The organism is Chryseomicrobium imtechense, from assembly GCF_041475995.1.
In the GTDB taxonomy this organism is placed as follows: domain Bacteria; phylum Bacillota; class Bacilli; order Bacillales_A; family Planococcaceae; genus Chryseomicrobium; species Chryseomicrobium aureum.
Map to the genome: position 1 here is coordinate 24,839 of NZ_JBGOBM010000001.1, position 26,507 is coordinate 51,345.

28 protein-coding genes are annotated in these 26,507 nt (G+C 41.6%); 2 read left to right on the top strand and 26 right to left on the bottom strand.

Annotation, left to right across the window (positions count from 1 at the left end):
- Positions 1–2,604: a PBP1A family penicillin-binding protein gene (locus AB5N96_RS00125; protein ID WP_499704362.1), complete on the top strand. Its 2,604-nt coding sequence runs from the start codon at positions 1–3 to the stop codon at positions 2,602–2,604.
- A 209-nt stretch (positions 2,605–2,813) separates the two neighbouring features.
- On the opposite strand, the gene nth is transcribed toward AB5N96_RS00125, so the two are convergent.
- The 15 genes from nth to AB5N96_RS00200 all read right to left on the bottom strand — a co-directional run bounded on the left by nth (position 2,814) and on the right by AB5N96_RS00200 (position 15,950).
- Positions 2,814–3,470 carry an endonuclease III gene (nth, locus tag AB5N96_RS00130; RefSeq protein WP_204589181.1) on the bottom strand — a complete coding sequence of 219 codons (657 nt, stop codon included), beginning with the start codon at positions 3,468–3,470 and terminating at the stop codon, positions 2,814–2,816.
- A 1-nt stretch (position 3,471) separates the two neighbouring features.
- Complete coding sequence (locus AB5N96_RS00135; RefSeq protein WP_499704363.1) at positions 3,472–4,176, bottom strand: DnaD domain-containing protein; 705 nt, start codon at positions 4,174–4,176, stop codon at positions 3,472–3,474.
- Between the two features lie 12 nt (positions 4,177–4,188).
- Positions 4,189–5,484 (bottom strand): asparagine--tRNA ligase, encoded by a 1,296-nt coding sequence (gene asnS, locus AB5N96_RS00140; RefSeq protein ID WP_204589180.1) that lies wholly within the window; start codon positions 5,482–5,484, stop codon positions 4,189–4,191.
- Positions 5,485–5,497: 13 nt separating this feature from the next.
- Positions 5,498–5,980 (bottom strand): cell wall elongation regulator TseB-like domain-containing protein, encoded by a 483-nt coding sequence (locus AB5N96_RS00145; RefSeq protein WP_392456467.1) that lies wholly within the window; start codon positions 5,978–5,980, stop codon positions 5,498–5,500.
- Positions 5,977–6,147, bottom strand: coding sequence for a YpmA family protein (locus tag AB5N96_RS00150; RefSeq protein ID WP_204589178.1), 171 nt, complete (start codon positions 6,145–6,147; stop codon positions 5,977–5,979). Before AB5N96_RS00150 ends, AB5N96_RS00145 begins: the two co-directional genes overlap by 4 nt.
- Positions 6,148–6,173: 26 nt before the next feature.
- Complete coding sequence (locus AB5N96_RS00155) at positions 6,174–8,849, bottom strand: helicase C-terminal domain-containing protein (protein WP_499704364.1); 2,676 nt, start codon at positions 8,847–8,849, stop codon at positions 6,174–6,176.
- Between the two features lie 82 nt (positions 8,850–8,931).
- Complete coding sequence (panD, locus tag AB5N96_RS00160; RefSeq protein WP_204589176.1) at positions 8,932–9,315, bottom strand: aspartate 1-decarboxylase; 384 nt, start codon at positions 9,313–9,315, stop codon at positions 8,932–8,934.
- Positions 9,308–10,153, bottom strand: coding sequence for a pantoate--beta-alanine ligase (panC, locus tag AB5N96_RS00165; RefSeq protein WP_499704365.1), 846 nt, complete (start codon positions 10,151–10,153; stop codon positions 9,308–9,310). Before panC ends, panD begins: the two co-directional genes overlap by 8 nt.
- Positions 10,150–10,986 (bottom strand): 3-methyl-2-oxobutanoate hydroxymethyltransferase, encoded by an 837-nt coding sequence (gene panB, locus AB5N96_RS00170; protein ID WP_499704366.1) that lies wholly within the window; start codon positions 10,984–10,986, stop codon positions 10,150–10,152. The genes panC and panB overlap by 4 nt, the downstream gene beginning before the upstream one ends.
- Positions 10,987–11,179: 193 nt before the next feature.
- Positions 11,180–12,172, bottom strand: coding sequence for a biotin--[acetyl-CoA-carboxylase] ligase (locus AB5N96_RS00175; protein ID WP_499704367.1), 993 nt, complete (start codon positions 12,170–12,172; stop codon positions 11,180–11,182).
- Entirely contained in the window at positions 12,162–13,301 is a 1,140-nt protein-coding gene (locus tag AB5N96_RS00180; RefSeq protein WP_499704368.1) for a CCA tRNA nucleotidyltransferase, read from the bottom strand. Before AB5N96_RS00180 ends, AB5N96_RS00175 begins: the two co-directional genes overlap by 11 nt.
- On the bottom strand, positions 13,291–14,439 hold the full coding sequence (gene bshA, locus AB5N96_RS00185; protein ID WP_204589171.1) for an N-acetyl-alpha-D-glucosaminyl L-malate synthase BshA: 1,149 nt from the start codon (positions 14,437–14,439) through the stop codon (positions 13,291–13,293). Before bshA ends, AB5N96_RS00180 begins: the two co-directional genes overlap by 11 nt.
- Entirely contained in the window at positions 14,426–14,836 is a 411-nt protein-coding gene (gene mgsA / locus AB5N96_RS00190) for a methylglyoxal synthase (protein WP_204589170.1), read from the bottom strand. The genes bshA and mgsA overlap by 14 nt, the downstream gene beginning before the upstream one ends.
- 11 nt (positions 14,837–14,847) lie before the next feature.
- A complete protein-coding gene (gene dapB, locus AB5N96_RS00195; protein WP_499704369.1) occupies positions 14,848–15,618 on the bottom strand; it encodes a 4-hydroxy-tetrahydrodipicolinate reductase in 771 nt (256 codons plus the stop codon).
- The gene (locus AB5N96_RS00200; RefSeq protein ID WP_499704370.1) at positions 15,615–15,950 is read right to left on the bottom strand and encodes a nucleotide pyrophosphohydrolase; all 336 of its coding nucleotides are present in this window, start codon (positions 15,948–15,950) and stop codon (positions 15,615–15,617) included. The genes dapB and AB5N96_RS00200 overlap by 4 nt, the downstream gene beginning before the upstream one ends.
- 90 nt (positions 15,951–16,040) lie before the next feature.
- Here AB5N96_RS00200 and AB5N96_RS00205 point away from each other — a divergent pair, with 90 nt between their 5' ends.
- Positions 16,041–16,910: a YitT family protein gene (locus tag AB5N96_RS00205; RefSeq protein WP_204589167.1), complete on the top strand. Its 870-nt coding sequence runs from the start codon at positions 16,041–16,043 to the stop codon at positions 16,908–16,910.
- Between the two features lie 210 nt (positions 16,911–17,120).
- Here AB5N96_RS00205 and AB5N96_RS00210 read toward each other — a convergent pair whose 3' ends face one another.
- The 11 genes from AB5N96_RS00210 to hisC form a co-directional block, all read right to left on the bottom strand.
- Positions 17,121–17,798 carry a zinc metallopeptidase gene (locus AB5N96_RS00210; RefSeq protein WP_204589166.1) on the bottom strand — a complete coding sequence of 226 codons (678 nt, stop codon included), beginning with the start codon at positions 17,796–17,798 and terminating at the stop codon, positions 17,121–17,123.
- Between the two features lie 33 nt (positions 17,799–17,831).
- Entirely contained in the window at positions 17,832–18,440 is a 609-nt protein-coding gene (gene lhaT, locus AB5N96_RS00215; protein WP_392456442.1) for a lipoprotein heptaprenylglyceryl N-acetyltransferase LhaT, read from the bottom strand.
- Positions 18,441–18,505: 65 nt separating this feature from the next.
- Entirely contained in the window at positions 18,506–19,285 is a 780-nt protein-coding gene (locus tag AB5N96_RS00220; protein WP_204589165.1) for a menaquinol-cytochrome c reductase cytochrome b/c subunit, read from the bottom strand.
- A 39-nt stretch (positions 19,286–19,324) separates the two neighbouring features.
- Positions 19,325–19,999, bottom strand: coding sequence for a menaquinol-cytochrome c reductase cytochrome b subunit (gene qcrB / locus AB5N96_RS00225; RefSeq protein ID WP_204589164.1), 675 nt, complete (start codon positions 19,997–19,999; stop codon positions 19,325–19,327).
- 18 nt (positions 20,000–20,017) lie between these two features.
- Positions 20,018–20,524, bottom strand: coding sequence for a QcrA and Rieske domain-containing protein (locus tag AB5N96_RS00230; RefSeq protein ID WP_499704371.1), 507 nt, complete (start codon positions 20,522–20,524; stop codon positions 20,018–20,020).
- Between the two features lie 174 nt (positions 20,525–20,698).
- Positions 20,699–21,139: a DUF2487 family protein gene (locus AB5N96_RS00235; protein WP_499704372.1), complete on the bottom strand. Its 441-nt coding sequence runs from the start codon at positions 21,137–21,139 to the stop codon at positions 20,699–20,701.
- A complete protein-coding gene (locus AB5N96_RS00240; protein ID WP_204589161.1) occupies positions 21,140–21,691 on the bottom strand; it encodes a ReoY family proteolytic degradation factor in 552 nt (183 codons plus the stop codon).
- A gap of 12 nt (positions 21,692–21,703) precedes the next feature.
- The gene (locus AB5N96_RS00245) at positions 21,704–22,948 is read right to left on the bottom strand and encodes a tetratricopeptide repeat protein (RefSeq protein WP_499704373.1); all 1,245 of its coding nucleotides are present in this window, start codon (positions 22,946–22,948) and stop codon (positions 21,704–21,706) included.
- Positions 22,949–23,012: 64 nt separating this feature from the next.
- Entirely contained in the window at positions 23,013–24,302 is a 1,290-nt protein-coding gene (gene aroA / locus AB5N96_RS00250) for a 3-phosphoshikimate 1-carboxyvinyltransferase (protein WP_392456430.1), read from the bottom strand.
- A 12-nt stretch (positions 24,303–24,314) separates the two neighbouring features.
- Positions 24,315–25,403: a prephenate dehydrogenase gene (locus AB5N96_RS00255; RefSeq protein ID WP_204589158.1), complete on the bottom strand. Its 1,089-nt coding sequence runs from the start codon at positions 25,401–25,403 to the stop codon at positions 24,315–24,317.
- Between the two features lie 5 nt (positions 25,404–25,408).
- Positions 25,409–26,506 (bottom strand): histidinol-phosphate transaminase, encoded by a 1,098-nt coding sequence (hisC, locus tag AB5N96_RS00260; protein ID WP_499704374.1) that lies wholly within the window; start codon positions 26,504–26,506, stop codon positions 25,409–25,411.
- Between the last annotated feature and the right edge of the window lies 1 nt (position 26,507).

Below are 26,507 nucleotides of genomic sequence, written 5' to 3' on the forward strand. Positions count from 1 at the left end.
GTGGCGAATGAACAGCGAACTCGGCAACAAATTCGATTAGAGCAACAAAAAAGCAAAAAGAAAACAAAAGGAAAAACTGGCAAACGGGGTATCTTCAAAAAGATATTCTTAGCACTAGTCGCAATTGGCCTTATTGGCTTACTTAGTGGTTTTGGATTATTTGTGTATTACGCAAGCTCTGCACCACCGCTTGATGAAGAGTCTTTAAAAGACCCGATTTCGTCCACTTTCCTTGATAAAAATGGCGAAGCTTTCTATACTTCTGGAACTGAAAACCGAATTTATGTCAATTTTGATGATATTCCACAACAGATGGAAGATGCGATTTTAGCTACAGAAGATGTTCGTTTTTATGACCATATGGGTATGGACTTCTTGCGTTTAGGAAGTGCCGTAATTGCGAACGTTACACAAGGGTTTGGAGCACAGGGTGCTTCTACTATTACGCAACAAGTCGTGAAAAACTCTTTCTTGCAAAATGAAAAGACATTAAAACGAAAAGCGCAAGAAGCTTGGCTATCGTTCCAATTAGAACGCGCCTATGACAAAGAAGAGATTTTTGAAATGTATTTCAATAAAATTCTTATGTCAGGTCGCAATTATGGTTTTGGAACAGCTGCAGATTATTTCTATGGTAAGGAATTAAATGAACTAGAACTACATGAAATAGCGATGCTTGCTGGAATTCCACAAAGTCCGAACAATTACAATCCGTTCAACAATCCAGAACTTGCTGAAAAACGTCGAAATACAGTCCTGCATTTAATGGAGTTACACGGAAAAATTACGACTGAAGAAGCGGATGCTGCTCGTGCAATTCCCGTTACAGAGACATTGATTCCAGAAGATCAACGTCAAGCTTCAAGCGAATTAAAATATGAAGCATTCATTGATATCGTGGAAAGTGAATTAAACAAAATTGACCCTTCTCTTCTATCAGAAGGTATCACTGTTCACACGACTTTAGACCCTGCTGTACAAACGAAAGTAGAAGAAGTGATCAACTCTGACATTTATGCTACTGAGAAACAACAAGCAGGTATCGCCGTCGTAGACCCGAAAACTGGAGCACTTGTTGCTTCAGGTGGAGCACGAAATTATTCAAATCGTGGTTGGAACTATGCGTATGATAATAAAGACCGTCAGCCTGGCTCTACGATGAAACCACTTCTTGCGTATGCGCCTGCGATAGAAAATCTGAACTGGTCAACAGGGCAAACTGTAGTCGATGAACAAATCACCTACACAGGTACTGACCAAGTTGTACGGAACTTTGTCGATCGTTATTTAGGTCCTATGACAATGCGCGAAGCATTATACCGCTCTCAAAACACACCTGCAGTCAAAACACTGCGCGAAGTGGGTCTTGATAACTCTCGAGACTTTATCAATCGTTTTGGGTTAGGCATTGAAAATGTTTATGAATCGTCTGTTCTAGGTGGTATTGAAGGAATTTCACCAATGACGCTTGCTGGTGCATATAGTGCATTTGCTAATGGCGGATACCACGCGGAACCTTATGCAATTGAAAAAATCGTCTATCGTGACGGAGAAACAGAAGACGTTTTGAAAAACGACTTAGAAACAGTCATGAAGGATTCTACAGCCTACATGGTGACGGATATGTTACGTGACGTTTTAGAAAACCAAAATGGTACAGGTCAAACCGCTGCAGTTCCTGGGATTGACTTGGCAGGTAAGTCTGGTACTTCGAACTATAGTGCCGACGAGATTGCAGCAAATAACCTCCCTTCTGGTTCGTTCCCAGATACATGGTTTGCTGGCTACTCTACGGATTATTCAGTAGCGATTTGGTCAGGAAATAGTAAACGAAGTGAACCGATGACTTCTGCTGAAGAGCGTCGTGTACCGCAACAAATGTTCAAGCAGATCATGACGACCATTTCTGCAAATGCTGCAGACTTTAGCCGTCCAAACTCAGTAGTGGAAGCTACTATTGAAGTTGGTACTTCACCCCTTCAATTAGCAAGTGAATTTACACCAAGTAACCTACGTCGTACAGAATTATTCGTTCGCGGTTCAGAACCAACGGCCGTTTCTGATGAATACGAGTTGACTGAACTCCCTGCTCCGACAGGATTAGCGGCAGATTTTGATGAGTCTAACGCGTCCGCAACACTTCGTTGGAACTATGAAGCTCCTGAAGGTGTTGAAGATGTAGAGTTTGTCGTATCTGTGAGAGTAAACGATGGTGGCGCTCAAGAGGTAGACACGACATCCGATACCGGGCTTATTGTTAGGGATTTACAACCTGGAAACACCTATACATTTAGTGTTGTAGCAACAGCTGAAGGTATATCCAGTGCCCCTGCCACAGTATCGATTACTCTTGCTGAAGAACAAGAGCCGGAGGAAGAAGAGCCTGCGGAGCCTACGGAACCTGAACCGGGTGAAGGTGAAGGTGACGAAAACGGCAACGGTAATGGAAACGGCAATGGCAATGGCAACGGAAATGGTAATGGTAATGGTAACGGAGATGAATCTGAGGAACCAACTGAGCCGGGTGAAGGCGATGGCGCTTCAGAAGAACCGACTGAGCCTACAGAACCTGGTACAGGTGAAGAAGAAACAAATAACAACTAAAATTCAGCTTGAATATGTATAAGAAAAAGGAGTTTCTCGTTATATGAGAGACTCCTTTTTTAAATGGTGTTATGTGTGTAGGGGAAGCGTTCCGCGGGCGCGGGCTGAGCCAAGGTCTCAGCTTCCGCTTTTTATCCCGCTGGAGTCACCCCTACCCACTATATAAGTTTGGTATCATACACTGCAATGCGTATAATTTGAGTTCTGTTTTAATCAGCTAATTTGCTTTTCATTCGTTTTTTACCTTCACGACATTTTTCGAGAAGTGGACATTCGGGACAATTTGGATTTTGCGCTTTGCAATGATACCGTCCGAAAAAAATCATTTGATGATGCGCTTTGGACCACAATTCTTTAGGCATCTTTCGCATCAGCGTCTCCTCTACTTGTAACGGTGAATCCTTCCACCTTGAAACACCTAGCCGTTTCGATACACGTTCAACATGTGTGTCTACGGCAAGAGCAGGTACTCCATATGCGACAGATACCACTACATTTGCCGTCTTTCTACCCACACCTGGTAGGCGCGTCAACGTGTCGCGATCTTCGGGAACCACGCCACCAAATTCATCAAGTAACATCTGACTCAGCTTTTGAATATTCGATGCTTTATTGCGATACAATCCGATTGATCGAATATCTTGTTGCAATTCTTCTAAAGGAACAGCTAAGTAATCTTCGGGTGTCTTGTATTTTTGGAAAAGATCTTTCGTTACACGGTTCACTAAGACATCCGTACATTGTGCGGATAGTAGTGTGGCAATGACAAGTTCAAATGCGTTGTCATGCACCAATTCGCAATGGGCATCTGGATACATCGTATCCATAACATCTAGAATTTCAAGCCACTCTTTCTTCGTTACCATCTTACTCCCTCTCTTCCAACCAATTATAAAACGGCACTTTTGGTCGACTTTCTGAAGACGGTGTTCGTTTTACCGTATATTTATGAAACCCTTCAGAATGCTTACGAATTTCTTCGAGTGTCGTCAGATTTTTTTTCTTCCATTCAAATAATATGCGGTCTATATACTTCAAACTTTTCTTTTCAGCAAGCACAGCTTCTACAAGTGCTTGCCTAATCACATCCACGCTGTGAAGATCTTCATCAATCCATTTTGAAATCGTCTCATATTCAAGTGGAGTGAATACCCTACCAAACTCTTCTTCAAAAGTACGGAATAACTCACCAATCTGTTGTTCCGATGTTTTTTTCTCTGATGCAGAATGTTCCTTCTCTAAACAATCTACAAGTCGTTCCCACAGCTGATATAACACATAAGACTCTTCTACCATCTTATCTGTATTGGATTGTTCGATAAACAATAAGCCCCTTTGCATCAATCGTTGTAAGATGGCTGCAACTTGATGTTCCGTGATTTCCATTCGAGAGGATATTTCGGTAGGCGTCGGGAAATGAATCCCAGCTTGTTGATACGATTGAATATGTAAAATCACCATGGCTTCTTGGTCGGAAAGCTCTAAAGCCCGATAATGAGTAAAAAAAAGCTGGGAAATGGTTACATTTCCCTGCTTCATCCACTGCTCCAGGCGACTCGACGTGTTTTTCACGTGATGTCCTCCTTATGGGTATAAACGATTTAATAGACGTGGGAATGGAATGGATTCACGAACGTGTTCCGCTCCACTGATCCATGCTACTGTGCGCTCAAGACCTAAACCGAATCCTGAGTGAGGTACCGTTCCATATTTACGGAGTTCTAAGTACCAAGCATATGCAGCTTCATCTAAGTTGTGTTCTTGTATACGTTGCTTTAATAAATCATAATCATGAATACGTTCTGATCCACCGATAATTTCACCGTAACCTTCTGGTGCAATCATGTCTGCACATAACACTACATCATCACGGTCTGGGTGTGGTTGCATATAGAAAGGCTTGATACCGGTTGGATAATGAGTGATAAATACAGGCTTGTCATAAGCTTCAGCAATCGCTGTCTCGTGTGGTGCTCCGAAATCATCGCCCCACTTAATGTCATCAAATCCTTGTTCATGCAAGAAAGTGATAGCATCATCATATGTAATACGAGGGAATGGCGCTTGAATTGCTTCTAATTTCGATGTGTCACGACCTAAACGCTCAAGCTCTAATTGACAGTTCTTCAATACCGATTGCACGATGTAGGATACATAATTTTCTTGCACTTCTAAGCTCTCATTAAACTCAACAAATGCCATCTCCGGCTCAATCATCCAGAATTCAATCAAATGACGACGCGTTTTTGATTTTTCAGCACGGAATGTTGGACCGAACGAGAATACTTTCCCCATTGCCATCGCTGCTGCTTCCATGTATAACTGACCGGATTGTGATAAGAACGCATCTTCATCGAAATACTTTGTCGCAAACAGTTCAGACGTACCTTCTGGAGCTGAACCTGTTAAAATCGGAGGATCCATTTTGACAAAGCCCTCTTGGTTATAGAATTCATAGGTCGCTCGAATGATTTCGTTACGAATTTTCATGATGGCATGTTGTTTACGAGAGCGTAGCCAAACATGACGGTTATCCATCAAAAACTCCGTCCCGTGCTCTTTTGGTGTAATCGGGAAATCTTCAGCGAGTGATAACACTTCAATTTCTGAAACTTGGATTTCACAACCAAAACTGTTGCGTGTATCTTCAGTCACTGTTCCGGTAATATAAACCGAAGACTCTTGAGTCAGACCTTTTGCAGTTTGGAAAAGCTCTTCTCCAACGTCTGCCTTCACTACAACACCTTGTACAAATCCAGTTCCATCTCGCAATTGTAAAAATGCAATTTTCCCACTAGAACGCTTGTTCGCAATCCAAGCCCCTAGCTTTACTTCTTCTCCGATATGAGAAGGCATTTGATTAATTGAAATTTTCTTCATGATTTCCTCCATCTTATAAATTCGAAATCCGCTTCCACCAATCTCCTGATTTAAAATCCAAGTACGTATAGCCAAGCGCATCATTCGTGTTCAAATAGGTGACTTCCCATACAGGTCCTATTTCTTCATGACCGAGTTTTATGGACATAATCTTCTCGACATTGCCTTCTGCGCGCGTTCGCTGTTCGGCTTCTTCAGCAGAAATCCCATCAGAGAGGTTTACTTCATACGCTGTTTGGTTTTCAGCTTTGTCGATGATGTACGCCACATCTTGCCCTTCAGAGGACTTTCCGATGACAGTTACATAACTCGTCACACTATTGTAGGCATAAACTTCTGAAACAGTACTAAGAAGACCCTGAGATTTGACGAGTTCTTCATACTTTGCAAATTCGTTTTGTTCAGGCTTCTTTGCCACTGTATAGAGAATTCCGAGACCGGAAATGACGACGACTCCAATTAGCAGCACTGTCGCTACGATCCATTTCATTTTCATGTGCGGTAAATTGTAAAGACCGCTTTTGATTCATCCTCTTTGTCAAGCGCTAAACCGAACATCAAATCATCGTGTTTCAATGAACGATTGAGTGCGTCTACTAGCTTATAGAGGTCGGATTGGTACGTTACGGTCACGGATTGGATGACTTCAATTTTTGATTCCATTGCAATCCCTGCTTTCTTCAATATACTTAGCTATTATACCAAGTTTCTAATGTATCGACCATCGTTTCAATGGAAACTTGTTTTTTTGGAACTTGTGGAATGGCATCTAAAAAATCTTTTCCGTACGATTTTGTTTCAATTCTACGATCGAGAATTATAAAAGCTCCTTTTTCTTCCGGGCTACGAATCAAGCGCCCAAACCCTTGTCGGAACCTTATAATTGCCTCCGGTAGTGCATACTGCGTAAAAGCATTGCGCCCTTGCTTCGTTAACTGATCTGCTTTTTGTTTAAAATAGGGATCATCAGGGCTTGTGAATGGCAATCGAACTAATAGTATTGTGGAAAGTGCATCTCCCGGCACATCGATTCCTTCCCAGAACGTTGTTGTTCCGAACAAAATCGCTTTCGGGAAGCGTTGAAAAGTACGTAACATGCGCATTTTGCTACCAGCATTCATACCTTGTGCGATTAATAAATACTCACTAAGTAAGTCAGTCTCTTCAATTAATTCAACCGTCTTTCTTAGCATATCTTGAGATGTAAACAATACAAACATACGGCCATTTGCTACTTGAGCAGTTTGAATGATGACATCTGCAATCGATTCGATAAACGTATTTTGATCCACTTGGGTAACATCAGGGACATCTTTGACGACAAAGACTTCGGCTCCTTTGTAAAAGTCTGGTTCTGCCTGAAAGCGTTGAATCGTCAGTTCTTTTGGTAAATACAATTGATCTAAAATAAACCACGGTTGCTTTGGCACGGTTAAAGTACCAGACGTCCAAATAAGTGCTTTTCCTTCACGAAGAGGAGCGAGCAGCTTCTCAGTCGTCAGCTGCTGATCAAGCTTTCGCTGATGAAAGACAAATGAACTCGGTAGACTTCGCTTGTCTGCCTCTACCCAACTTGCCTCATTTGAGAGCTGATCTACAAACTCTTCCCAATCATATGCAGCGATTCGTAACTCACGAACCCAGTACAACACATCTTCTTTTACAACCTTAGAAGATATGTCATTTTCATAAAGAAACGCATCATACAGGCTTACAAGACGATTGACTTCTTGTACGAGATCTACAAAAAGATCCTTATGATCTGTCAACTGCAGCTGGAGCTTTGAATTTCCAAGACTCGTCCGCTGTTGATTGGTCCAATCTGTCAACTGCTTTGTAAGCAGTTCAAAGACATCGTTCACAGTTTCTGTCTTGATTTTGATTTTTACTAATTTTGACGCGTACGATTCAATCTGTTCAAGCTTCCAGCCAATTTGCGTCTTGTCCACAAATCCAAACTGACTGAGTAAGTATTTCCACTCTGTAAATGAAATGACTTTTTCATTAAGCTTTTGAACCGCAGTTAAGAAATGATGCGCTTCATCAATAACAACTGCACCGATATCGTGATCAAGCGAGCGCAGAATTTCAGGTTGCCCTGCAAGCATCGCATGATTCGTTAAAATAATATCTGCATCTTTCGCGCGACGGTATTCACGCTCGTAAAAATCGTTTGCAAATTGTGGTGTTCGTTGATGTTTTCGGACTTTATCAAGCGTCAGTTGTCCACCACCTGTAGTATTCAATTCACTTAAGTCGCCTGTAGTCGTTTCTTCTAACCAGACGAGAAGCTGCATGAGCGCGAACGTTTCATCATACGATTCATCTCGACTTGCTAAACGTAACTCAAATAAATTCAAATCGAGATAATGTGTATAGGATTTTAGTTTAGACACACGGAAAGATTGTGGGAAATGACTCAACAGTGTCGCACATTCACCTTCGTATAATTGATCCAAAAGAGTGTTGGTATATGTTGAAATCACTACTTTTTTCCGAGATTCTTTTGCATAACTGATGCTAGGAAGTAAATAACCGATTGTTTTTCCGATGCCTGTTTCCGCTTCGAGTGCGACTTCTTTTTTACTAACTAGTGCACCATGGACCGCGTCCATATAACGGAATTGAGCAGGACGTTCCTGGGCTCCTGGATAAATTGTCGACAAAAGCTCCATTTTTGAAGAAGAGGAATCAGGATAAGCAGGCAACTCTCTCTCGATTGGTTGTGTGCTCTCCACTCGTGTTGTCAGCTGCTGCTGCTGTTTTTTCAATGCCTCAAAAAATAATGGAGCTAAATGTGATTTCAATTTAAAACAGCGCTTATGTAATTTCTCGATAGTTGGAAGAGATAGGGTCGTCAACTTTTTCGCGCATGACAAAAACAACTCTGCAGTTGCGTATGCATCCGCATCCGCTCTATGGGCATCTTCTAAAGGAATACCAAGTTCAACTGTGATTTCACTCAACTTGTAGCTAAGTGCTGTCGGAAACATGAGTCGTGCAAACTCGACTGTATCAATTTTTTTATTCTTTAAAGCGGGTTGTTGGATACGTTTCAACTCACCTTGAATGAACGGAAAATCAAAGTTGACGTTATGCGCTACAAAAATCGCACCTTCTAGTTGTTTTGCCACTTCGTGCGCGATGTCTGAGAACAAAGGTGCATGTTTGACATCGTCGTTCCCAATATGTGTAAGTGTCTGAATAAAGTATGGAATCGGTTTTTCTGGATTCACAAAAGAAGAGTAGGTAGAGACAATCTCCCCTTTCTCTATTCGAACAATACCGATTTGTATAATTCGGTCTCCATTTTTTGGTGAACTCCCTGTTGTCTCTAAGTCCACCACTGCATATACATCATTCATCTCGTTCACTCACAGTACTTTTAGATTCCTTAGAATTGTAACATAAAAGCGCCGGTTCACGTAGAAACCGGCGCTTTTTGTATTATAGAATTGTTGCTTCTGGTTCGTAGGAAATCAAGTCTCGAACTGAATTATCTTCGTTCATGATGGCTACAGTCGGCTTATGCGATTTTGCCTCATCATTCATCATATAGACATACGATAAAATAATGACAATATCCCCTCTTTGCACTAATCGCGCAGCTGCTCCATTTACACAAATGACACCACTGCCACGTTTTCCTGCAATAATGTATGTTTCAAAACGGGCACCATTATTGTTGTTCACAACATGGACCTTTTCATTCGGAAGCATGCCAACTGCATCCAACAGGTCTTGGTCGATTGTTATACTTCCTACATAATTTAAATCGGCTTCCGTTACAGTCGCTCGGTGGATTTTACTGTTTAACATCATTCTAAGCATGGGCATTCACTCTTTCTATTAATATATTGTCAATAAGGCGGGCTTTTGTGAAGAAAACGGCTGTCGCTAAAATTGAGAGTGGCGCATTTTCTTGCACTTCAAGATTTGGATAACTCAACAGCTCCACATAATCTACTCGGCCAGACGTATTTGTTTCAATCATCGCTTTCACAGATCGAATCACATCATCTGTCCGCGCTCCGGACTCCACTAATTCTTTTCCGTGTTGAAGCGCTTGGAAAAGGACAGCTGCTTCCTTGCGTTCCTTGTTATTCAAAAAAACGTTTCGAGAGCTTTTCGCCAGTCCATCTTGTTCACGAACTGTTGGGATACGGTGCACGGTTAAAGGAAAATCATAGGATTCAACAAGAGATTCAATTAGTGCAAGTTGTTGGGCATCTTTTTGCCCAAAATAAGCGTTTGTTGGTTGAACAATATGAAAGAGTTTTGTAACGATTTGCAGAACTCCATCAAAATGACCGGGTCTACTTGCTCCACAAAGTTTCGTGGCCATAGCACCTGGTTGAATAGAGAGAGTTGTTGTGGTGCTATACATCTCTTCTACTGAAGGATAAAAGATTGCATCTACACCGAGTGATTCAGCTAGAGCTTGATCCCTCTCAAAATCACGTGGATACCTGTCTAAATCTTCATTTGGACCAAACTGTGTGGGGTTTACAAATATACTGAGCACTGTTACATCATTTTGCTCTACAGATGCCTTTAGCAATTCAGCATGCCCCTCGTGTAAATAGCCCATTGTTGGAACGAAACCAACTGGCCCGCTCTGCTCTTTGCGCCATGCGCGTACTTGTTGTTTTGTTTTAAGCAGTTTCATTTCTTTCCTCCGTACAAGGCAATCGTTTCTTGTTCTTTCATAACAAATTGATGGGCTTCACTTGGAAATGTGAGAGACTTCACCTCATCCACATAAGTTGCCAATGCCTGTTGCATCGTTGGGAATACGGTCGCATACTGTTTCACAAATTTCGGTATATGATGCGTTCCGTACCCTATTAAGTCATGGAAAACAAGGACTTGACCGTCTACTTCTTTCCCAGCTCCAATACCAATTGTCGGAATCGTCAATGCTTCTGAGAGTTGTTTGGCGAGCTGATGAGGAATGCATTCCACCACGAGCATAAATGCTCCAGCCTGCTCTGTTTTTTTAGCATCTTCGAGTATTTTTAATGCTTCAGACGATGTTTTCCCTTGTACTTTGAATCCTCCAAGAACAGCTGCACTTTGTGGTGTCAAACCGAGGTGTGCAACAACTGGAATCCCAGCAGCCGTCAATCGCTCAATGAGCGGAATCATCGTTCCTGCCCCTTCAATTTTCACTGCTTCTGCACCCGTTTTCTGCATCATTGCAATCGCGTAACGGAGTGCTTGGTCCGTTGATAAATGACAAACACCAAATGGCATATCAACGACTAAAAATGTATCAGGTGCACCGCGTCTTGCGGCTTTCCCGTGATGAATCATATCATCCACAGTTACAGGAATCGTTGAATCATACCCGAGCACGACCATGCCTAATGAATCGCCCACTAGAATCATATCAATCCCTGCTTGTTCGGCTACTTTAGCAGACGGGTAATCATAAGCTGTGACCATCGTAATCTTTTCATTCTTCATTTTCATCGCTTTAAATTGAGTTGTAGATTTCACTGTTTTCCCTCCTTTAGTGTTCAGAAGGAAAAAACCATACTAAAAGCCCCTGCAAAAAGACGCAGGGGCAGAAAAATAGCCAGAATTGGTTTTTTCCGTCCCTGTCAGAAGACTGATCAAGGCGATATGTTAGGTTCAAGTCTTACAATAGGTATGGTTCTCAAAAGATACCATCCAATTTCAGTGTAGCATATTATGAAAATGTGTCCAGTTTTCCACTCAGTGTAACATCGCCTGAGAATAGCGTACGTACGCCGTCACCCGTTTGAACAAGTAATGCACCATGTTCATTTAAACCAAGGGCAATCCCCTGAATCGTTTCACGAACTGTTGTCGCTGTGACCTTCTTTCCTATCATAGTCGAGTGTCGTTCCCACTCTACTTGAAAGCGGCGAAAGCCCTGTGTTTCAAAAGTCGTAATGGCTTGTTCAAGTTCATTTGCCATAGCTGCAAGTAGTTTGCTGCGGTCAACAGGAGTGTCACATTCGATTGCGAGTGAAGTTGCACGTTTTGTTAAGTCCTGGTTTAATTCATCTTCTGCCTGCAACACATTAATACCAATCCCTAGTAAGATGGCTTCGATTTTATCAGGCGTTGCTTGTAACTCTGTTAAAATCCCACCGACTTTTTTCCCATCAATTAAAAGGTCATTGGGCCATTTAATATCGACCTGTATCCCTGTCGTTGAATGAATAGCTTTGGCAAGAGCTAGCGCCACCACTAATGTTATAGGTGGTGCTTCATGAGGGAGTAAGTCTGGTTTAACAATCCATGTAGTCCAAAGACCTTTTCCTTTTGACGATACCCACTGTCGATTTAAACGGCCTTTTCCCGCTGTCTGTTCTTCACTGACAACGACCAGTCCATGCATACCTTTGCCTTTTACTAGCAGTTCGTTCGCTACAAGTTGGGTAGAAGGACAGCTTTTAAGATAATACAAAGTACGTGCAAAGTAAGTTGTTTTTAAATAAGGTGAAACCGTCTCAACAGATAATTGAGACGACAGCTGCTTTAAAACATACCCTTTTTTCTTGATAGCTTCCACTTCGTGTCCATCTTCCTTCAACGATTTGATATACTTCCAAATCATTGTACGGGATACTCCTAATTGTTCTGAGAGATGTTCACCTGAAATTGGTTCTTCAGCGTTCATAAGAAAGGATAATAGTTGTTGTTTATTCGACATGTTCAAGCACCCACTTCTTTAAAGCATCTCGTGTATTTAGAATGTTGCCGGCTAAAATCTCGTCAGCCATCCGTTCATTCGTCTTTTTGATCCATGGACCTGAATTACGCTGTTTTAGTTGCATTAAGTCGTGTCCGGTCAGTGCAAGATCCTTTGGAAAGCGAATTGGTGCATCTTGAAGCCAACGAAGAAGGTGTTGTTTCGTAGCAAAAGGTTTGCTTTGTGAGATTTCCCAGCAAACTCGCACTGCACTCTCACTTGAATTAAAAACAGATCGATAGGTCCAACCTTCCTTTGATACACGCTTCATTAAAGCAACTACTTCTTTATTTAATCGCTTTTCGTCATTTGAATAAGGAAACTCATACGTGTCAGACTGGAAATAATGAAACCATGCCCATCCTTCGGCAGTAGATTCAAATGGTGTGTGACGCTCAGGAAGAATGGTAAAAACACCTGGCAAAAACTCATCAAAATGTGGGTGTTTTAATTCACGAAGCGAAATCTCAGGGTCAACCATGGTCCATATTCTAGACACTTCTTGCTTGATGCGTTCTTTTGCAATCCAAGGTAAGAGATGACTCGCCTCTGTCATAGCTTGCCGTGTTTGAGTTTCAATGGAAAAGCCGAGCTGACCTGCTAACCGAATACCCCGAAGAATACGGAGCGCATCTTCTTCGAAGCGCTCCTTTGGTTGACCAACTGCCCGAATAAGTTTATTTTGTAAATCTTCTTTTCCACCGTAGTAGTCTATAATTTCACCATCAATCCCCATTGCAAGAGCATTGATGGTGAAATCACGGCGGCTTAAGTCATCTTTCAACTCGCGCACAAAACGTACTTCGGAAGGTCTTCGTTTATCGATATACTCTGATTCCACACGAAATGTGGTCACTTCAATTGCATCACCGTGGAGCACCGTAACTGTACCATGTGCAATACCGGTTGCAAATGTCTTTGGAAAAAGTTCTTGAACGTTCTCTGGTAATGCATCTGTTGCTACGTCAATGTCTTTGCAAGCAATGCCAAGTAGATGATCGCGCACAGCTCCGCCTACAATATACGCTTGGTAACCTGCCTCTTGAAGGATCTTGACCACTTCAAATGCATGTGTCCAATTAGTCGTCATAGCGTGCTACCTCATAGTAAAGATTCTCATATTGAGAAATAATGGTGTCACTGTTAAATTTTGAGTGAACAGTTTGCAAAGCGTTTTCTTTAAATGTCGCAAACATTTCATCATTGGTTAACAGTTCAACTGCAAGCAATGCTGCGCGTTCAACTGCCCCTTCAGGAACGATAAATCCATTCTCACCGTGGTCGATGACTTCTGGGATTCCTCCAATATCTGTTCCAATACAAGGTACGCCACATGCCATTGCTTCTAATAGAACAAGCCCAAACGATTCTTTTTCTGACATCAACAAAAACAAGTCTGCAAGCGCGTATAATTCGGCTACATTCTCTTGTTTGCCTAAAAATAATATATCGTGTTCATAAGCCGTCCCTTTTGTTTGTTCTAAAATCGGATGCCGTTCCGGTCCATCTCCTACCAGCAATAATTTACACGGCATTTGTTTACGAACATATGAGAACGTTTCAACAACGTCTTGTACACGTTTGACTTTACGGAAATTCGAGACGTGTAAAATTATTTTTTCATCAGGGGCTATCCCAAGAATTTTACGTAGATGGCTTACATCTTGTGAATGATAATCAGCTGTATCAATAAAATTGTAGACAGTTCGAATTTCTTGGTTTGGTTCAATTAAATCCATTGTTTGATTCGCAAGTGAGTTTGAAACTGCCGTCACTATATCTGATTTTTCAATTCCGTACCGGATGGCTCCTTTTAAAGAAGAATCTACGCCAAGTACTGTAATATCTGTTCCATGAAGCGTTGTAACAATTCCTACATCACGCTTTGCCATATCACGAGCTAAAATTGCGCAGACAGCATGGGGGATAGCATAATGCATATGCAACACATCGAGTTGTTCATCATCAATGACCTCGGCTATCTTGTTTGCAAGGGCGATGTCATATGGCGCATATTGAAACACAGAATAATTATTCACTTCGACCTCGTGATAGGTGACAGATTGATAAAACCCTTTCAAGCGAAAGGGCATACTAGATGTTATGAAGTGGATTTCATGTCCACGTTCAGCAAGTTGTTTACCAAGTTCCGTTGCGATGATGCCAGATCCACCTACAGTTGGATAACATGTAATCCCAATTTTTAACTTTCTGCTAGTAGCGGTCACGACGATCCTCCAATAATCTCCAGTCCAAAAATCCTTCTTCGATACCTTTTAAAAGTACTTCTGCGGTGCCCATATTAGTCGCTAATGGGATTTGATAAACATCACATAAACGAATCAAAGCTGTTACATCTGGCTCATGAGGTTGAGCAGTTAATGGGTCTCTAAAAAAGATGACCATGTCCATCAAGTTATCTGCTATTGCTGAACCAATCTGCTGATCGCCACCGAGTGGGCCAGACTTAAACTTATGAATCGATACGCCGACTTCACTTTCGATACGACTTCCCGTTGTTCCCGTCGCGTATAAATCATGTTTTACTAAAGTATTTTTATAAGCTGTTACAAATTGAATCAAATCATCCTTTTTCTTATCATGTGCAATGAGTGCAATGCGCATATCGTCATCTCCTAATCAATCAGGTTTTCGAGCCCGTAAATAAGTTTTGTTGTTGTCATGACTTCTTTAATACATAGTGCAACCCCTGGCATAAATGAACCCCGTGTAAAAGAATCATGGCGCAATGTTAAAAGTTGTCCTTCTCCACCAAACAATACTTGTTGATGAGCCACTAACCCAGGTAGTCGTACACTATGTAATTTAATACCTTCTAAATCTGCACCGCGTGCGCCTTCGATAGACTCTTGTTCTTCAGGATGGCCTTGTTGATGCGCAGGACGATTATTTTGAATGAGCTCGGCAGTTTTTACTGCTGTACCAGAAGGAGCATCCAACTTTTTATCATGATGCATCTCAATGATTTCTACGTCTTGCATATAACGAGCTGCCTGTTCAGCAAATTTCATCATAAGAATAGCTCCGATTGAAAAATTCGGCGCAATTATACAACCGATTTGAGTCTTTTCACAAAGCTCTTCAAGTTCCGTTAAGTCCTGCTGTGTAAACCCTGTTGTTCCAACTACTGGGCGAACACCAGCTTGAATTGCTGCGGTTGTATGTTTCATACCTAGTTCAGGTGTGGTTAGATCAATAAAGACTTGCGGGTTCGTTTCCTCAAGTAATTGTTCAATTGATGTATATACAGGTACAGAACCTAAATCCAGACCTGACTGTTTTGAATCTAGGACGGATACAAGTTCAAATTCAGCATGTGCCACTACCATGCTAACAGCTTCTTCTCCCATTTTACCTCGAGGTCCTGCGATAGCTACACGAATCATTGTAGTTCCTCCTTCTTTGTCCAGCGGTCTTTATCACGCGTGTTAAATTTCTCCATTACTCGGTCTAGTGCTTGTTGCATATCAATATTTTGCGCATTCGCAAAACAGATGAGAACAAATAAGAAGTCTCCGAGCTCTTCTTCAATCGCTTTTTCCGTTTCCGTACTTTTCTTTTTTTTCATGCCATAAAGATGCTGTACTTCACGAGATAACTCTCCAAGTTCTTCCGTCAGACGTGCCAGCAATTCCATCGGAGGAAAATATCCTTCTTTAAATTGACCAATATATATATCGACTTCTTGTTGCATTTGATGCATCGTTTTTTGTTCCATTTCACCACTCCTTACTGTTTATCGTAGCTATTGAAAGAGTTGTTGTCAAAGCGTAGCAAATGACAGATAATGAGGATTGAGGTGGATGGAATGAAATTAGGATTAAAATTTAAAAACATCTTCTTTATCATGCTCGGGGCTGCGATTTTCAGCTTTGGGTTTGTTCATTTTAATATCCAAAATGAACTGGGAGAAGGTGGATTCTCAGGAATCACATTGATACTTTATTTTGTGCTTGGCTGGGACGTTGCACTCATGAACTTATTATTAAATATTCCAATGTTTATTATCGGCTGGAAGCTCTTGGGTCGTAAAGTATTTTTGTACACATTGATTGGAACTGTCAGTGTTTCAGTATTTTTAAAGATTTTTCAAGTGTATGAAGTACAAATCGGCTTACAAAACGATTTATTCTTAGCCTCACTGTTTGCCGGAGTCTTTGTCGGAGTGGGACTTGGAATCATTTTCCGGTACGGAGGTACAACAGGTGGCGTGGACATTTTGGCGCGACTTGTGCACAAATACGTCGGCTGGAGTATGGGAAAGACAATGTTCTTATTCGATGCAGGAGTTATTTTACTATCCTGGTTAACATTCTTAGACGAACGTTCAGTGATGTATACACTTGTTGCTGTATTTATCGGTGCTCGCGTCATTGATTTCGTGCAAGAAGGTGCTTACTCGGGTCGAGGGGCATTTATCATCTCTGATCACCAGGCGGAAATCGCAGAGCGTATCGGTAAAGAAATGGACCGCGGCGTGACAGTACTGGATGGGCACGGGTTCTATTCAAAAGCGAAACGAGAAATGCTCTACTGTGTCATCGGTCGAAACGAGATTGTTCGATTAAAGAGTATTATTACTTCTGTTGATCCACATGCATTCGTTTCGATAGTGGATGTACATGACGTCATGGGCGAGGGCTTTACGCTAGATGAGAATAAAAAGCCATTTGATTAACAAGAAAAGTGGAACAGGCTCGTCCAGAAATGCCGAGTAAATCTGGCGTGCCCGTAGAGACTCTTTTCGTCTCTGCGGGTGCGACTGATTTGGGAGTGTATTTCTAGCCTGTGGAACTAGACAATAAGAAAAGTGGAACAGGCTCGTCCAGAAATGCCGAGTAAATCATAAAAAAACTGCTCAGAGCAAAATGCTCTGAGCAGTTTTTATTTATTCGCTACGTTGCATACCTGTATAGATTAGAATCAAACGAAGTAACTCAAGTACTGCTACTGCCGCTGCTGCTACATACGTCATAGCTGCTGCATTCAATACTTTCTTCGCATGACGTTCTTCTTCATTGCGAATTAGGTTCAGACTGACCATTTCATTCATGGCACGACTTGAGGCATTGAACTCAACTGGTAAAGTTACAAGTTGGAAAACTACACCAGCTGCAAGTAAACCAATACCGACTAATAGCATTTCTGGTATTGTCGATAAAATACCAATTAGAATAAAGATCCAAGAAGCATTCGAAGAGATATTCGCAACAGGTACTAACTTGTGACGAATTGTTAAGAACGAGTACGCTTCTTTATGTTGAATCGCATGTCCAACTTCGTGTGCGGCAATCGCAGTTCCCGCTACAGATGCCTCGTGAAAGTTGTGAGACGATAAAGCAACGATACGCGTCATCGGGTTGTAGTGATCGCTTAAAAATCCTTTACTCTCAACGACTTGAACATCTTGTAGACCGTGTGCATCTAGTATCGTGCGTGCAACTTGTGCACCCGTCATACCAGATGTTGATCGAACTTTTGAGTACCGTTTATACGTACTCTTCACTTTAAATTGTGCATAAAGCGGTAAAATTAATAGGACAGCAAAGTAAATTAGAAAACCCACTGTTTTCCCCCTCTTTTCTGATATACCTCTATTTTATCGACTCTTGATCAAATTATCAAATGTCATGTATCGCTTCGTACTTATATTCCAAGCGGCGAGTGCTATACATCCTATTGATAACCAAAATGTAAAATAGCCGATTTGTGATGAAAATTCGAGAAGTGAACGATAAATAGGCATCTGCCCAAATACATAGTCAATCACATCATTATGCAGTGTCCAAATAGCTGCAATGCTCAATGAAATCCAGCCAAAGCGGTACCACGGGAAATAAAGAATCGCTTGAACGGCCATCCCAAAATGGGAAATCACAAGCATCCATCCGACAGGTCCGATGGGTCCATCTACTCCAATGGTCAGCAAATTCATGACAACTGCCCATAACCCATACTTTACAAGCGTGACTAGAGCTAACGCCTCGATTAGTCGCCAATTCTTCCCTAACAGCCAGCCTAATAAGGCAAGTGTGAAAAACAAACTTGCAGTCGGACTATCCGGAACGAAAATATAGTAGATGGGTTCCGTGATAGACAATTGTCCTTTATACCAATAATACCCGTAAATCGTACCCAGTAAGTTCACAACAAACAACAGCCACATAAACGGCTTTGCATACAATACGGAACGAATGAGTGTCATCATAACTCGTAGTCCTCTCATCAAGTGATAAAAAAAAGAGAGTCATGACTGACTCTCTTTTAGAAGTATTATTCTGCTGGTTCTAAAGTTGAGATGAATTCAGAAAGCTTTTGAAGCTCTTCATCTGTTCCTTGATAAGTTCCAGCTGGCATAGTACCTACACCGTTTACAGCGATGTCATAAATCTCTTCAGCTGATAGACCAGTACCAACTAGCGTTGGTCCAAGCCCACCTTCAAAGGCATTCCCGTGACATCCTATACAGGACGATGTGGAGTACAATTGATAGCCTTCGGAGTTTTCATCGAATTCTACAGCTACTTCTTCACGAATCTCACCTGCTGCACGTTTTGCATCCCAATCTACGTTCACTACAGACTCCCATGTTAGGAAGATCATAGACGCGATTGCAAGAAGCATAAAGCCAGTTGGTAGAGGACGCTTGAATGGACGACGTTCTTTCGACGTATCTAAGAACGGTACAAGAAGTAGTGCCATAAATGCGATACCTGGAATAATGATTGCACCAATAATGTTATATGGTCCTGATGCAAATTCATATTTCAGAAGTTGGTATAAGAATAAGAAATACCAGTCTGGTAATGCAGTATATGCAGTGTCAGTCGGATCTGCTTGACGCTCCAGCGGTGCTGGATGCGATACCGTTAAAATTAGATAACCTACTAAGAATACAGAACCAATCAACCATTCTTTTAGTAGAAAGTCTGGCCAAAACGCTTCTGTTTTCCCTGGATACTCAGAGTAATCTTTAGGTCCCTTTTTCTTACGGCTAGATGGATGCAGAACACGAGAGTCACCCACGAATTTTAAACCTTTTCCGCGATGCATGAAGTCCCCTCCTTGTTATCCTCTTTTTCCACTAACCTATTATAGTGGACCTGAAATACCTTGACGACGAATTAAGATAAAGTGAGCTGCTAATAATCCGAACAATGCTGCTGGTAAGAAGAATACGTGAATTGCGAAGAAACGTGTAAGTGTCTGCGCACCAAGGATTACTTCATCCCCTGCTAACAATGTCTTAATTGCTCCACCGATAAATGGAACCGAAGCTGCAATCTCAATACCTACTTTTGTTGCAAACAATGCTTTCATATCCCATGGTAACAAGTAACCCGTAAATCCAAGGCCTAACATAATACCAAAGATTCCTACTCCTACCATCCAGTTTAATTCACGAGGTTTTTTATACGAACCTGTGAAGAAAACACGCAATGTATGCAAGAACATCATAACGATAACTAGCGATGCTCCCCAGTGGTGCATACCCCGAACAATCTCTCCGAATGCCACTTCATTTTGAAGATAATAAACAGAGTTCCATGCATTTTCAATATCCGGCACATAGTACATTGTTAAGAACATACCTGAAAGAATTTGAATAACTGTAACAAAGAACGTTAATCCTCCGAAACAATACACAAACGCCGAAAAGTGGTGTGCAGGGTTTACGTGTTCAGGAACTTCATGGTCTGCGATGTCACGCCAAATTGGTGTAATATCGAGACGCTCATCTACCCAATCATAAATCTTGTTCAGCACGATGTCGTACCCCCTTTATTACACTAATGTATTCGGAACAACTGGACCTAACTCAAGTAGTCCATCTGCACTTTCACGTACTTCATACATGTCTAGCGGACCACGTGGCGGTGTTCCTGGAACGTTTTGCCCATTTTTTTCATACAATCCTGCGTGGCAAGCACAGAAGAATCGATTTGGATGTGCGCTGTCAGTCGCCCAGCCTACTGTACATCCCAAGTGTTTACAGATAGGAGATAAGGCAACAATTGTGTCTCCATCTCTATAGACCCATGCCGTGCTCGTTACTTCTGATGAATACCATGCATCAATTTGCTCGAAGTTGAAATCGACACGAGTCGGTTCTTCAGTAATATCAGCGACAGGTAGATCCGTAAGAACGAAGTCTGCACCATCTTTTTTCTGAAGAACAGGGTCAATTGCAAAACGAACCATTGGCATGAGCATACCTGCAGCCATGAATCCGCCAACACCAGTAAGCGTATAGCTTAAAAATTGACGTCTTGTTACTTTGTTGTTGCTCATCGGTTTCCCCCCTCTAACGTAAAGGTCAGTCCAAAGGACATACTTGCGTGAATAAAATAATACTAGGACAGTTCAATGATACTTTAACCTAGCAATAAAATCAATATTGGCTAGGGGTGAATTCGACAGTTTGTGAACATTTGTTGAATCCTATTGAAAAATAAAGAAATGCCGTTATGTAGACCATTTTTCAGCGATACGAGGAATGATTTGACGCACTTGATCATCCAATATTTTCATTTTCATTTTTGCGTCCATTGAATCCAATGGAATCGTTGGTGTCCACAGCACAGAATCATCGATTGCTAGCCATTCTGAATCCCCAGTGATAAATAAAACATGTTTAAATGGTGAATTCTCAAAAGCTAGCTTCCAATTACCATACAGGTCTTCTTTCTCTTGTCCTTCGACATAGCAAAAAGAAGGGAAAGCGACAACTCTCCCTTTAAACTGATTCTCCAATGCATTCACAAGTGATAACACATAATCGGATTGAGACGCTGCATTATGAAGCGTCTCTTTTTTCAATCCAATTGAAATCAAGGGTACAAGAGCTGTGTCAATAAACTCTGTTTGTTGAAGGAACTGTGTACTGTCTTTTCCGTTATAAAACATTTAGTCAACCTCCGACTGCAACTCATAATAGTGTTTAGAAAGTCTAGCAAATAGCTCTCTGTCTTGCGCATCAAGTGCTCGATCAATTGCTTTTTCAAGTTGTAACAGTTGATAGTGCTTTAAGGAGCTGTCGACCACTTGATCTGCTGTTACTCGATCCATCTTTTTCAGTTCTTCATTCATTGGCAAGAATGGGTTGTCTTCCAATACAGCAATGAACTGGGGAATACGTTTCTTATCTGGGAATTTTAACTCGATGTACATTGGTTCATCTGGATGTAAGCGCATATCATGAAAAGATTTTTCAGCATCTGCTGATACGATTGTTCCTTTATAGAAGCGGAAAGGTGCACCTGTAGATGACGTAGTCGAAATCATCATGCCACGGGGACAATGTTCCACCCCTTCAACAAAATGAACATTTTCGAGCAATTCTTCATGACTCACCAAGTAATTTAAAATCCATACGCTTTCACGCCGCTTCAACTGAAAATTCGACAGCAACCATTTCACAAAATCACGCTTTTCATTTGCTGTTACCGAAGCAGTCATAGCTAGTCCCTCCTATAAGTTATCTATCATTTCTCGCCACTCTACCGCTTGAGGATGTAAACTAAGCAGTTGCTCAATGACTGATTTCGCTTCTTTACGTTTCCCCTCTTCTAGTAAGAAGTATGCATATTTTTCAAGAAAATAGACATCTTCTTTTTGTTCAGTGTATGCGAGCTTATAGAAATCGTATGCTTTATTATAATTTTCTAATTCATGATGACTTTGTGCCAAGAATGGATAGAGGGAAGTCAATGTTGCTCCATCTGCTTGAACATCTGCTGCCAGTTGAACTACAGCTTCATACTCTTCTTGATGCATGTAAAGATGGACTAGGTGTAAAATGCCATCAATGTATTCTGGATCAAGAGCAATCGCTTCACTAAAGTAGCGTTGTGCTTTATCTTCTTGGCCTAATTTAAGTGCCAGTTTCCCTGCAACTAGATAATACTCTTTTTCAAAAGAGTCTTTTTCAATCCCTTGTTCTATTCTTTCAAGAGCTGATTGGTTCTCCTCGAGCATGCCATAAGCTTGTGCAGATAATAAATAAGCTGAATAGTAATCTGGGTCTGCCGCGAGTACTTCGTCTAATTGCTCAATCGCTGCTTTATAGTCACCGATCTGGAACAACGCATACCCATATTGGAATAGTTTATCAGGAGCTTCCCCCTGTGCTAAAGAATCTTTAAAATAAGGAATCGCTTCTTCGTACGCAGCTCCTGCTGAATAGGTTTCTGCTAACTTTTGGGACAAATCTATATGTGGAAGTTCTGAACGGAGTGGATACACTTCTTCATAGATACGAGCTGCTTCCAAATATCGACCTGTCTCGCGTTTTAGTTCTGCCTTGGCAAGTTTTAAAAGTGGCTCATCAGGCATCAACCGGGTTGCTTCTTCTAACTTTTGTTCCGCTACTTCATAAAGACCCGTCATTTGATAATAGTCTGCCATTGCAAGTAGTACTTGTGGATAGACTTCAGACTGTCGTGGAATTTCCTGGAGAATTGTGAGTGCCTGTTCTTCTCTACCTACCTCGAGCATCCAAATAGCTTGATCTACTTTTAACTGTTCTTCTTCCGGGAACAAGTAGACAAGATGCTCGAGCATACGAATCGCTTCTTCAACAAAACCATACGCTGCGAGTTGTTCAGAAGCTTGATAAATTTCATCTGGCTCTGCATTTAATAGATATGTCTCTAATTGTTCTTGCCAATCATTTTGACCCGTCTTGATTTGACGGAGAATTTCATTTAATGTCATTTCAATCACTTCTTTCTTGCCTTTAGTTTACACGAATTTCTAGAAAACAAAAAGAAGACAGACTCTAATGTGAGTCTGCCGTCAATTTTGAATAATGGTCAAAAAATGTAGGGTAACTTACGGCAATGCACTCTGGATCATCTAACTCAATCGGAGTCGATGTTAGTAGGGAAGCAATCGCCCCCATCATGCCAATTCGGTGATCACCGTACGTTGTTATTTTTCCACCGGTCAGAGGAGTCGGACCCGTAATAACCATACCGTCCTCCGTTGATTCAATGTCTGCACCTAATTTTTTCAGCTCTGTCACAACTGCATCTATTCGATTTGTCTCTTTTACTTTCAGTTCTTCTGCATCACGAATGATAGTCGTACCTTCAGCTTGCGTAGCTAGAAGCGCAATGATGGGAATCTCATCTATAAGACGCGGAATTAGACTTCCACCAATTTCTGTGGAACGTAAGGAACTTGTCCGAATCTTGAGTGTCCCAATTTCTTCGTGAGAAGGAGAGTCCGCTGAATCAAATGATAAGTCAGCTCCCATATTTTTGAGTACTTCCAAAATACCATCTCGCGTCGGGTTCAAGCCAACGTTCGCAAGTTCCACTTCAGAGTCCTTGGTGATCGCACCTGCTACAAGCCAAAAAGCAGCGGAGGAAATATCACCTGGTACGACGATGTGTGCCGGTGTCAGTGTTTGTCCACCCCGTAAAGAAATGGTTTTGTCTTGTTCATCAAGCTCCACTCCAAAGTGACGCAACATTTTTTCTGTATGGTCCCGAGTTTTTTCAAGTTCGGTAATAATAGTCGTTCCCTCAGCACGAATACCTGCTAAAAGAATGGCTGATTTCACTTGTGCAGATGCGACTGGCATCGGGTAATCAATTGCGGTGAGTTCGCGACCTTGAATAGCGAGTGGTGTGAAATTACCGCCTTTTCTACCAATAATATCTGCGCCCATTTGTCGAAGTGGATCTGTTACCCGTTTCATTGGGCGCTTTTGAATCGACTCATCTCCAATCATCACAGAAGCAAAATTTGTCGATGCGAGCACCCCTGAAAGAAGACGTGTTGTCGTTCCTGAGTTACCTGTATACAAAATTGTGTCCGGCTCAACCCAGTTCTCAATTCCGTCACTTGTTATTGTGACGGATTCGCCTTCTACTGCGACATCCACACCAAACTTACGCACACAGTCAATAGTGCTAAGGCAATCGTCACTTTGTAAAAAACCTTCAACGGTTGTCACACCTTTTGCCATCGCTCCAAATAGAATTGAACGGTGAGAAACGGATTTGTCTCCAGGGATAGAAAGAGTCCCTTTTAATCTACCAGTATGTTGTAAACTCTTCACACTATCACTTCCTTACGCAATATACGTTTCATAGGTTGTTTCTTGATGAATACACTCCATCGCACGCACGCGATCTTCATCAGACTGTAAACTAATCACTAAAATACCAAACAAATCATCCCGTGTCTCAATAATACGGATGTTTAAAATACTAATCTTATGGGATGCAAGCAAACCTGTCACTTCAGAAATCACTCCTGGATAATCGGGTACATCAATGTACAGGTCAAACGTGCTGTAAAGTGCCCCTTGTGTATGAATCGGTAAGATATCTCGTTCTCGTTTCGCTTCAAGGTAGTAGTTTTCAATAGCTGTAGCGTCCCCTGTAGCTACAAGTTGTCTCACGTTTTGCATCTCGTCTAGCCAACTGTCTAGCTGATCTAATAACTGATCTCGGTTTTGCAATGTAATATCTCGCCACATGACAGGATTCGCAGATGCAATCCTTGTCGTATCACGAAATCCACCTGCTGCTAGCCTCTTAGTCAAAGGGTTTTTCGCTTTTGTTGCCAACTGATGAACAAGTGAGGATGCAATAAGATGTGGAAAATGGCTTACTGTAGCCGTCATTTCGTCATGCTCTTCCGCTGTCACTTTTACCACCTTCGCTTTTGAAGGTGCAAGAAGCTTTTGGAATGTCTCGAGCTGTTCGTTGGAAGTTTGATTAGATGGACATAAAACAAAATAGGCATTCTCAAATAGATGAGCACGGGCTGCCTCTATTCCACTTTTATGTGAACCTGCCATTGGATGCCCACCAATGAACGGCAATTCTAATTCATTAGCAAGATCCACAATTTCTTTTTTTGTACTCCCCGTGTCGACTATAAAAGCACCCGGTTTCATCGTCCATTTTAAAGCTTCTTGAAGCAATTCTTTCGTCGTGTTCACTGGTGTCGCTAAAATCACAATATCCGCTTCACGAACGGATCGCGCAAGTGAGTAAGCCATTTCATCGATTACATCGAGCCTTCGTGCTGTTCGGACCGTGTTAGCGTCGACATCATAGCCTATCACATGACACTCTGTATTTCTTCGTAGTGCAAGTGATAGGCTTCCACCAATCAGCCCAAGTCCTACCACAACTACTGACGTTTTCATTTCAATCACACTTTCTGTTTTAAAACTAATTGCTCTAATTCTTGTAGAAGACCTTTATTTTGTTCAGGTGTGCCGATTGTGATACGCAGTGTTCCAGGAAGTCCTAATGCATTCCCACTACGTACAATATATCCTTTCGACATCAAATACTGGAAAGTTTCATCACTATCTTGCTCTATATCAATCAATATAAAATTTGTCTGTGTTGGAAAATATCGTAGCCCGTGCTTTTCACAAAATGCCACATAGCGCTGTTTTTCTTGTTTGTTTTGTTCTACTGTATGTGCAATAAACTGTTGATCTTGTAGAGCGACTTGCGCCACATCTTGACTTAGTGTCGTGTTATTGAACGGTTCACGTGTCGGTTCTAATTGCGCAATCACCTGTTCTGAGCCAATTCCGTAACCGATACGGAATGCTGCTAATCCATATGCTTTAGAGAATGTGCGTAAAATCAACAGATTTGGGAATTCTTCAAGCCACTGTATTGGATTTATATAGTCTTCTGCGTCTACATACTCGAAATAGGCTTCATCTACAACGACAAGAACATCTTTTGGTGCTTGTTGAAGAAACGAATAAATAGCGGATGAAGGCGTCAAAGAACCTGTTGGATTATTCGGGTTGCAAATCCACACAACGGCAGTTTGATCTGTCACCTTCTGAAGCATCGTTTCTAGATTGTGCGTACCATCCTCATTTAAAGCAACTGCGATGAAATCTGCACCTTCAATCTTGGCATTGTGCGCATATTGACTAAACGTGATATCCGCTGCAATCGTATTCACTTCTGGAGATAAAAGTGCTCGCGCAATTAGTAAAATCACTTCATCCGACCCGTTCCCAAAGATCAGTTGTGTCGGTTTTACATTCAAGTGTTCTGCAACTGCATCGCGAATCGTCTGCGCATACCCATCTGGATAGAGGGCAAAGTCGATGGACTGTGTTGCTAGATACTCACGGACTTTCGGAGAGGATCCTAGTGGATTTTCATTAGAGGCAAGTTTGATTACTTGATTTAAACCAAATTGCTTTTTTACTTCTTCCATCGTTCTTCCTGGTTTGTACGCTTGTAAACCCGCTAATTGTTTTTTAAACTTCATT

Coding starts and splice junctions, on each gene's coding strand:
- asnS (WP_204589180.1), bottom strand. CDS start 5,484: ATGAAGAAAATTTCAATTAATCAAATGCCTTCTCATATCGGAGAAGAA.
- AB5N96_RS00175 (WP_499704367.1), bottom strand. CDS start 12,172: ATGTCGAATAAACAACAACTATTATCCTTTCTTATGAACGCTGAAGAA.
- mgsA (WP_204589170.1), bottom strand. CDS start 14,836: ATGCGCATTGCACTCATTGCACATGATAAGAAAAAGGATGATTTGATT.
- AB5N96_RS00220 (WP_204589165.1), bottom strand. CDS start 19,285: ATGCATCGCGGAAAAGGTTTAAAATTCGTGGGTGACTCTCGTGTTCTG.
- AB5N96_RS00205 (WP_204589167.1), top strand. CDS start 16,041: ATGAAATTAGGATTAAAATTTAAAAACATCTTCTTTATCATGCTCGGG.
- panC (WP_499704365.1), bottom strand. CDS start 10,153: ATGAAACTGCTTAAAACAAAACAACAAGTACGCGCATGGCGCAAAGAG.
- AB5N96_RS00180 (WP_499704368.1), bottom strand. CDS start 13,301: ATGACGACTAATTGGACACATGCATTTGAAGTGGTCAAGATCCTTCAA.
- AB5N96_RS00230 (WP_499704371.1), bottom strand. CDS start 20,524: ATGAGCAACAACAAAGTAACAAGACGTCAATTTTTAAGCTATACGCTT.
- AB5N96_RS00255 (WP_204589158.1), bottom strand. CDS start 25,403: ATGAAAACGTCAGTAGTTGTGGTAGGACTTGGGCTGATTGGTGGAAGC.
- lhaT (WP_392456442.1), bottom strand. CDS start 18,440: ATGATGACACTCATTCGTTCCGTATTGTATGCAAAGCCGTTTATGTGG.
- AB5N96_RS00150 (WP_204589178.1), bottom strand. CDS start 6,147: ATGGAATCAAAAATTGAAGTCATCCAATCCGTGACCGTAACGTACCAA.
- AB5N96_RS00245 (WP_499704373.1), bottom strand. CDS start 22,948: ATGACATTAAATGAAATTCTCCGTCAAATCAAGACGGGTCAAAATGAT.
- AB5N96_RS00235 (WP_499704372.1), bottom strand. CDS start 21,139: ATGTTTTATAACGGAAAAGACAGTACACAGTTCCTTCAACAAACAGAG.
- panD (WP_204589176.1), bottom strand. CDS start 9,315: ATGCTTAGAATGATGTTAAACAGTAAAATCCACCGAGCGACTGTAACG.
- dapB (WP_499704369.1), bottom strand. CDS start 15,618: ATGATTCGTGTAGCTATCGCAGGACCTCGAGGTAAAATGGGAGAAGAA.
- AB5N96_RS00155 (WP_499704364.1), bottom strand. CDS start 8,849: ATGAATGATGTATATGCAGTGGTGGACTTAGAGACAACAGGGAGTTCA.
- AB5N96_RS00200 (WP_499704370.1), bottom strand. CDS start 15,950: ATGGAACAAAAAACGATGCATCAAATGCAACAAGAAGTCGATATATAT.
- AB5N96_RS00240 (WP_204589161.1), bottom strand. CDS start 21,691: ATGACTGCTTCGGTAACAGCAAATGAAAAGCGTGATTTTGTGAAATGG.
- nth (WP_204589181.1), bottom strand. CDS start 3,470: ATGGTAACGAAGAAAGAGTGGCTTGAAATTCTAGATGTTATGGATACG.
- AB5N96_RS00145 (WP_392456467.1), bottom strand. CDS start 5,980: ATGAAAATGAAATGGATCGTAGCGACAGTGCTGCTAATTGGAGTCGTC.
- hisC (WP_499704374.1), bottom strand. CDS start 26,506: ATGAAGTTTAAAAAACAATTAGCGGGTTTACAAGCGTACAAACCAGGA.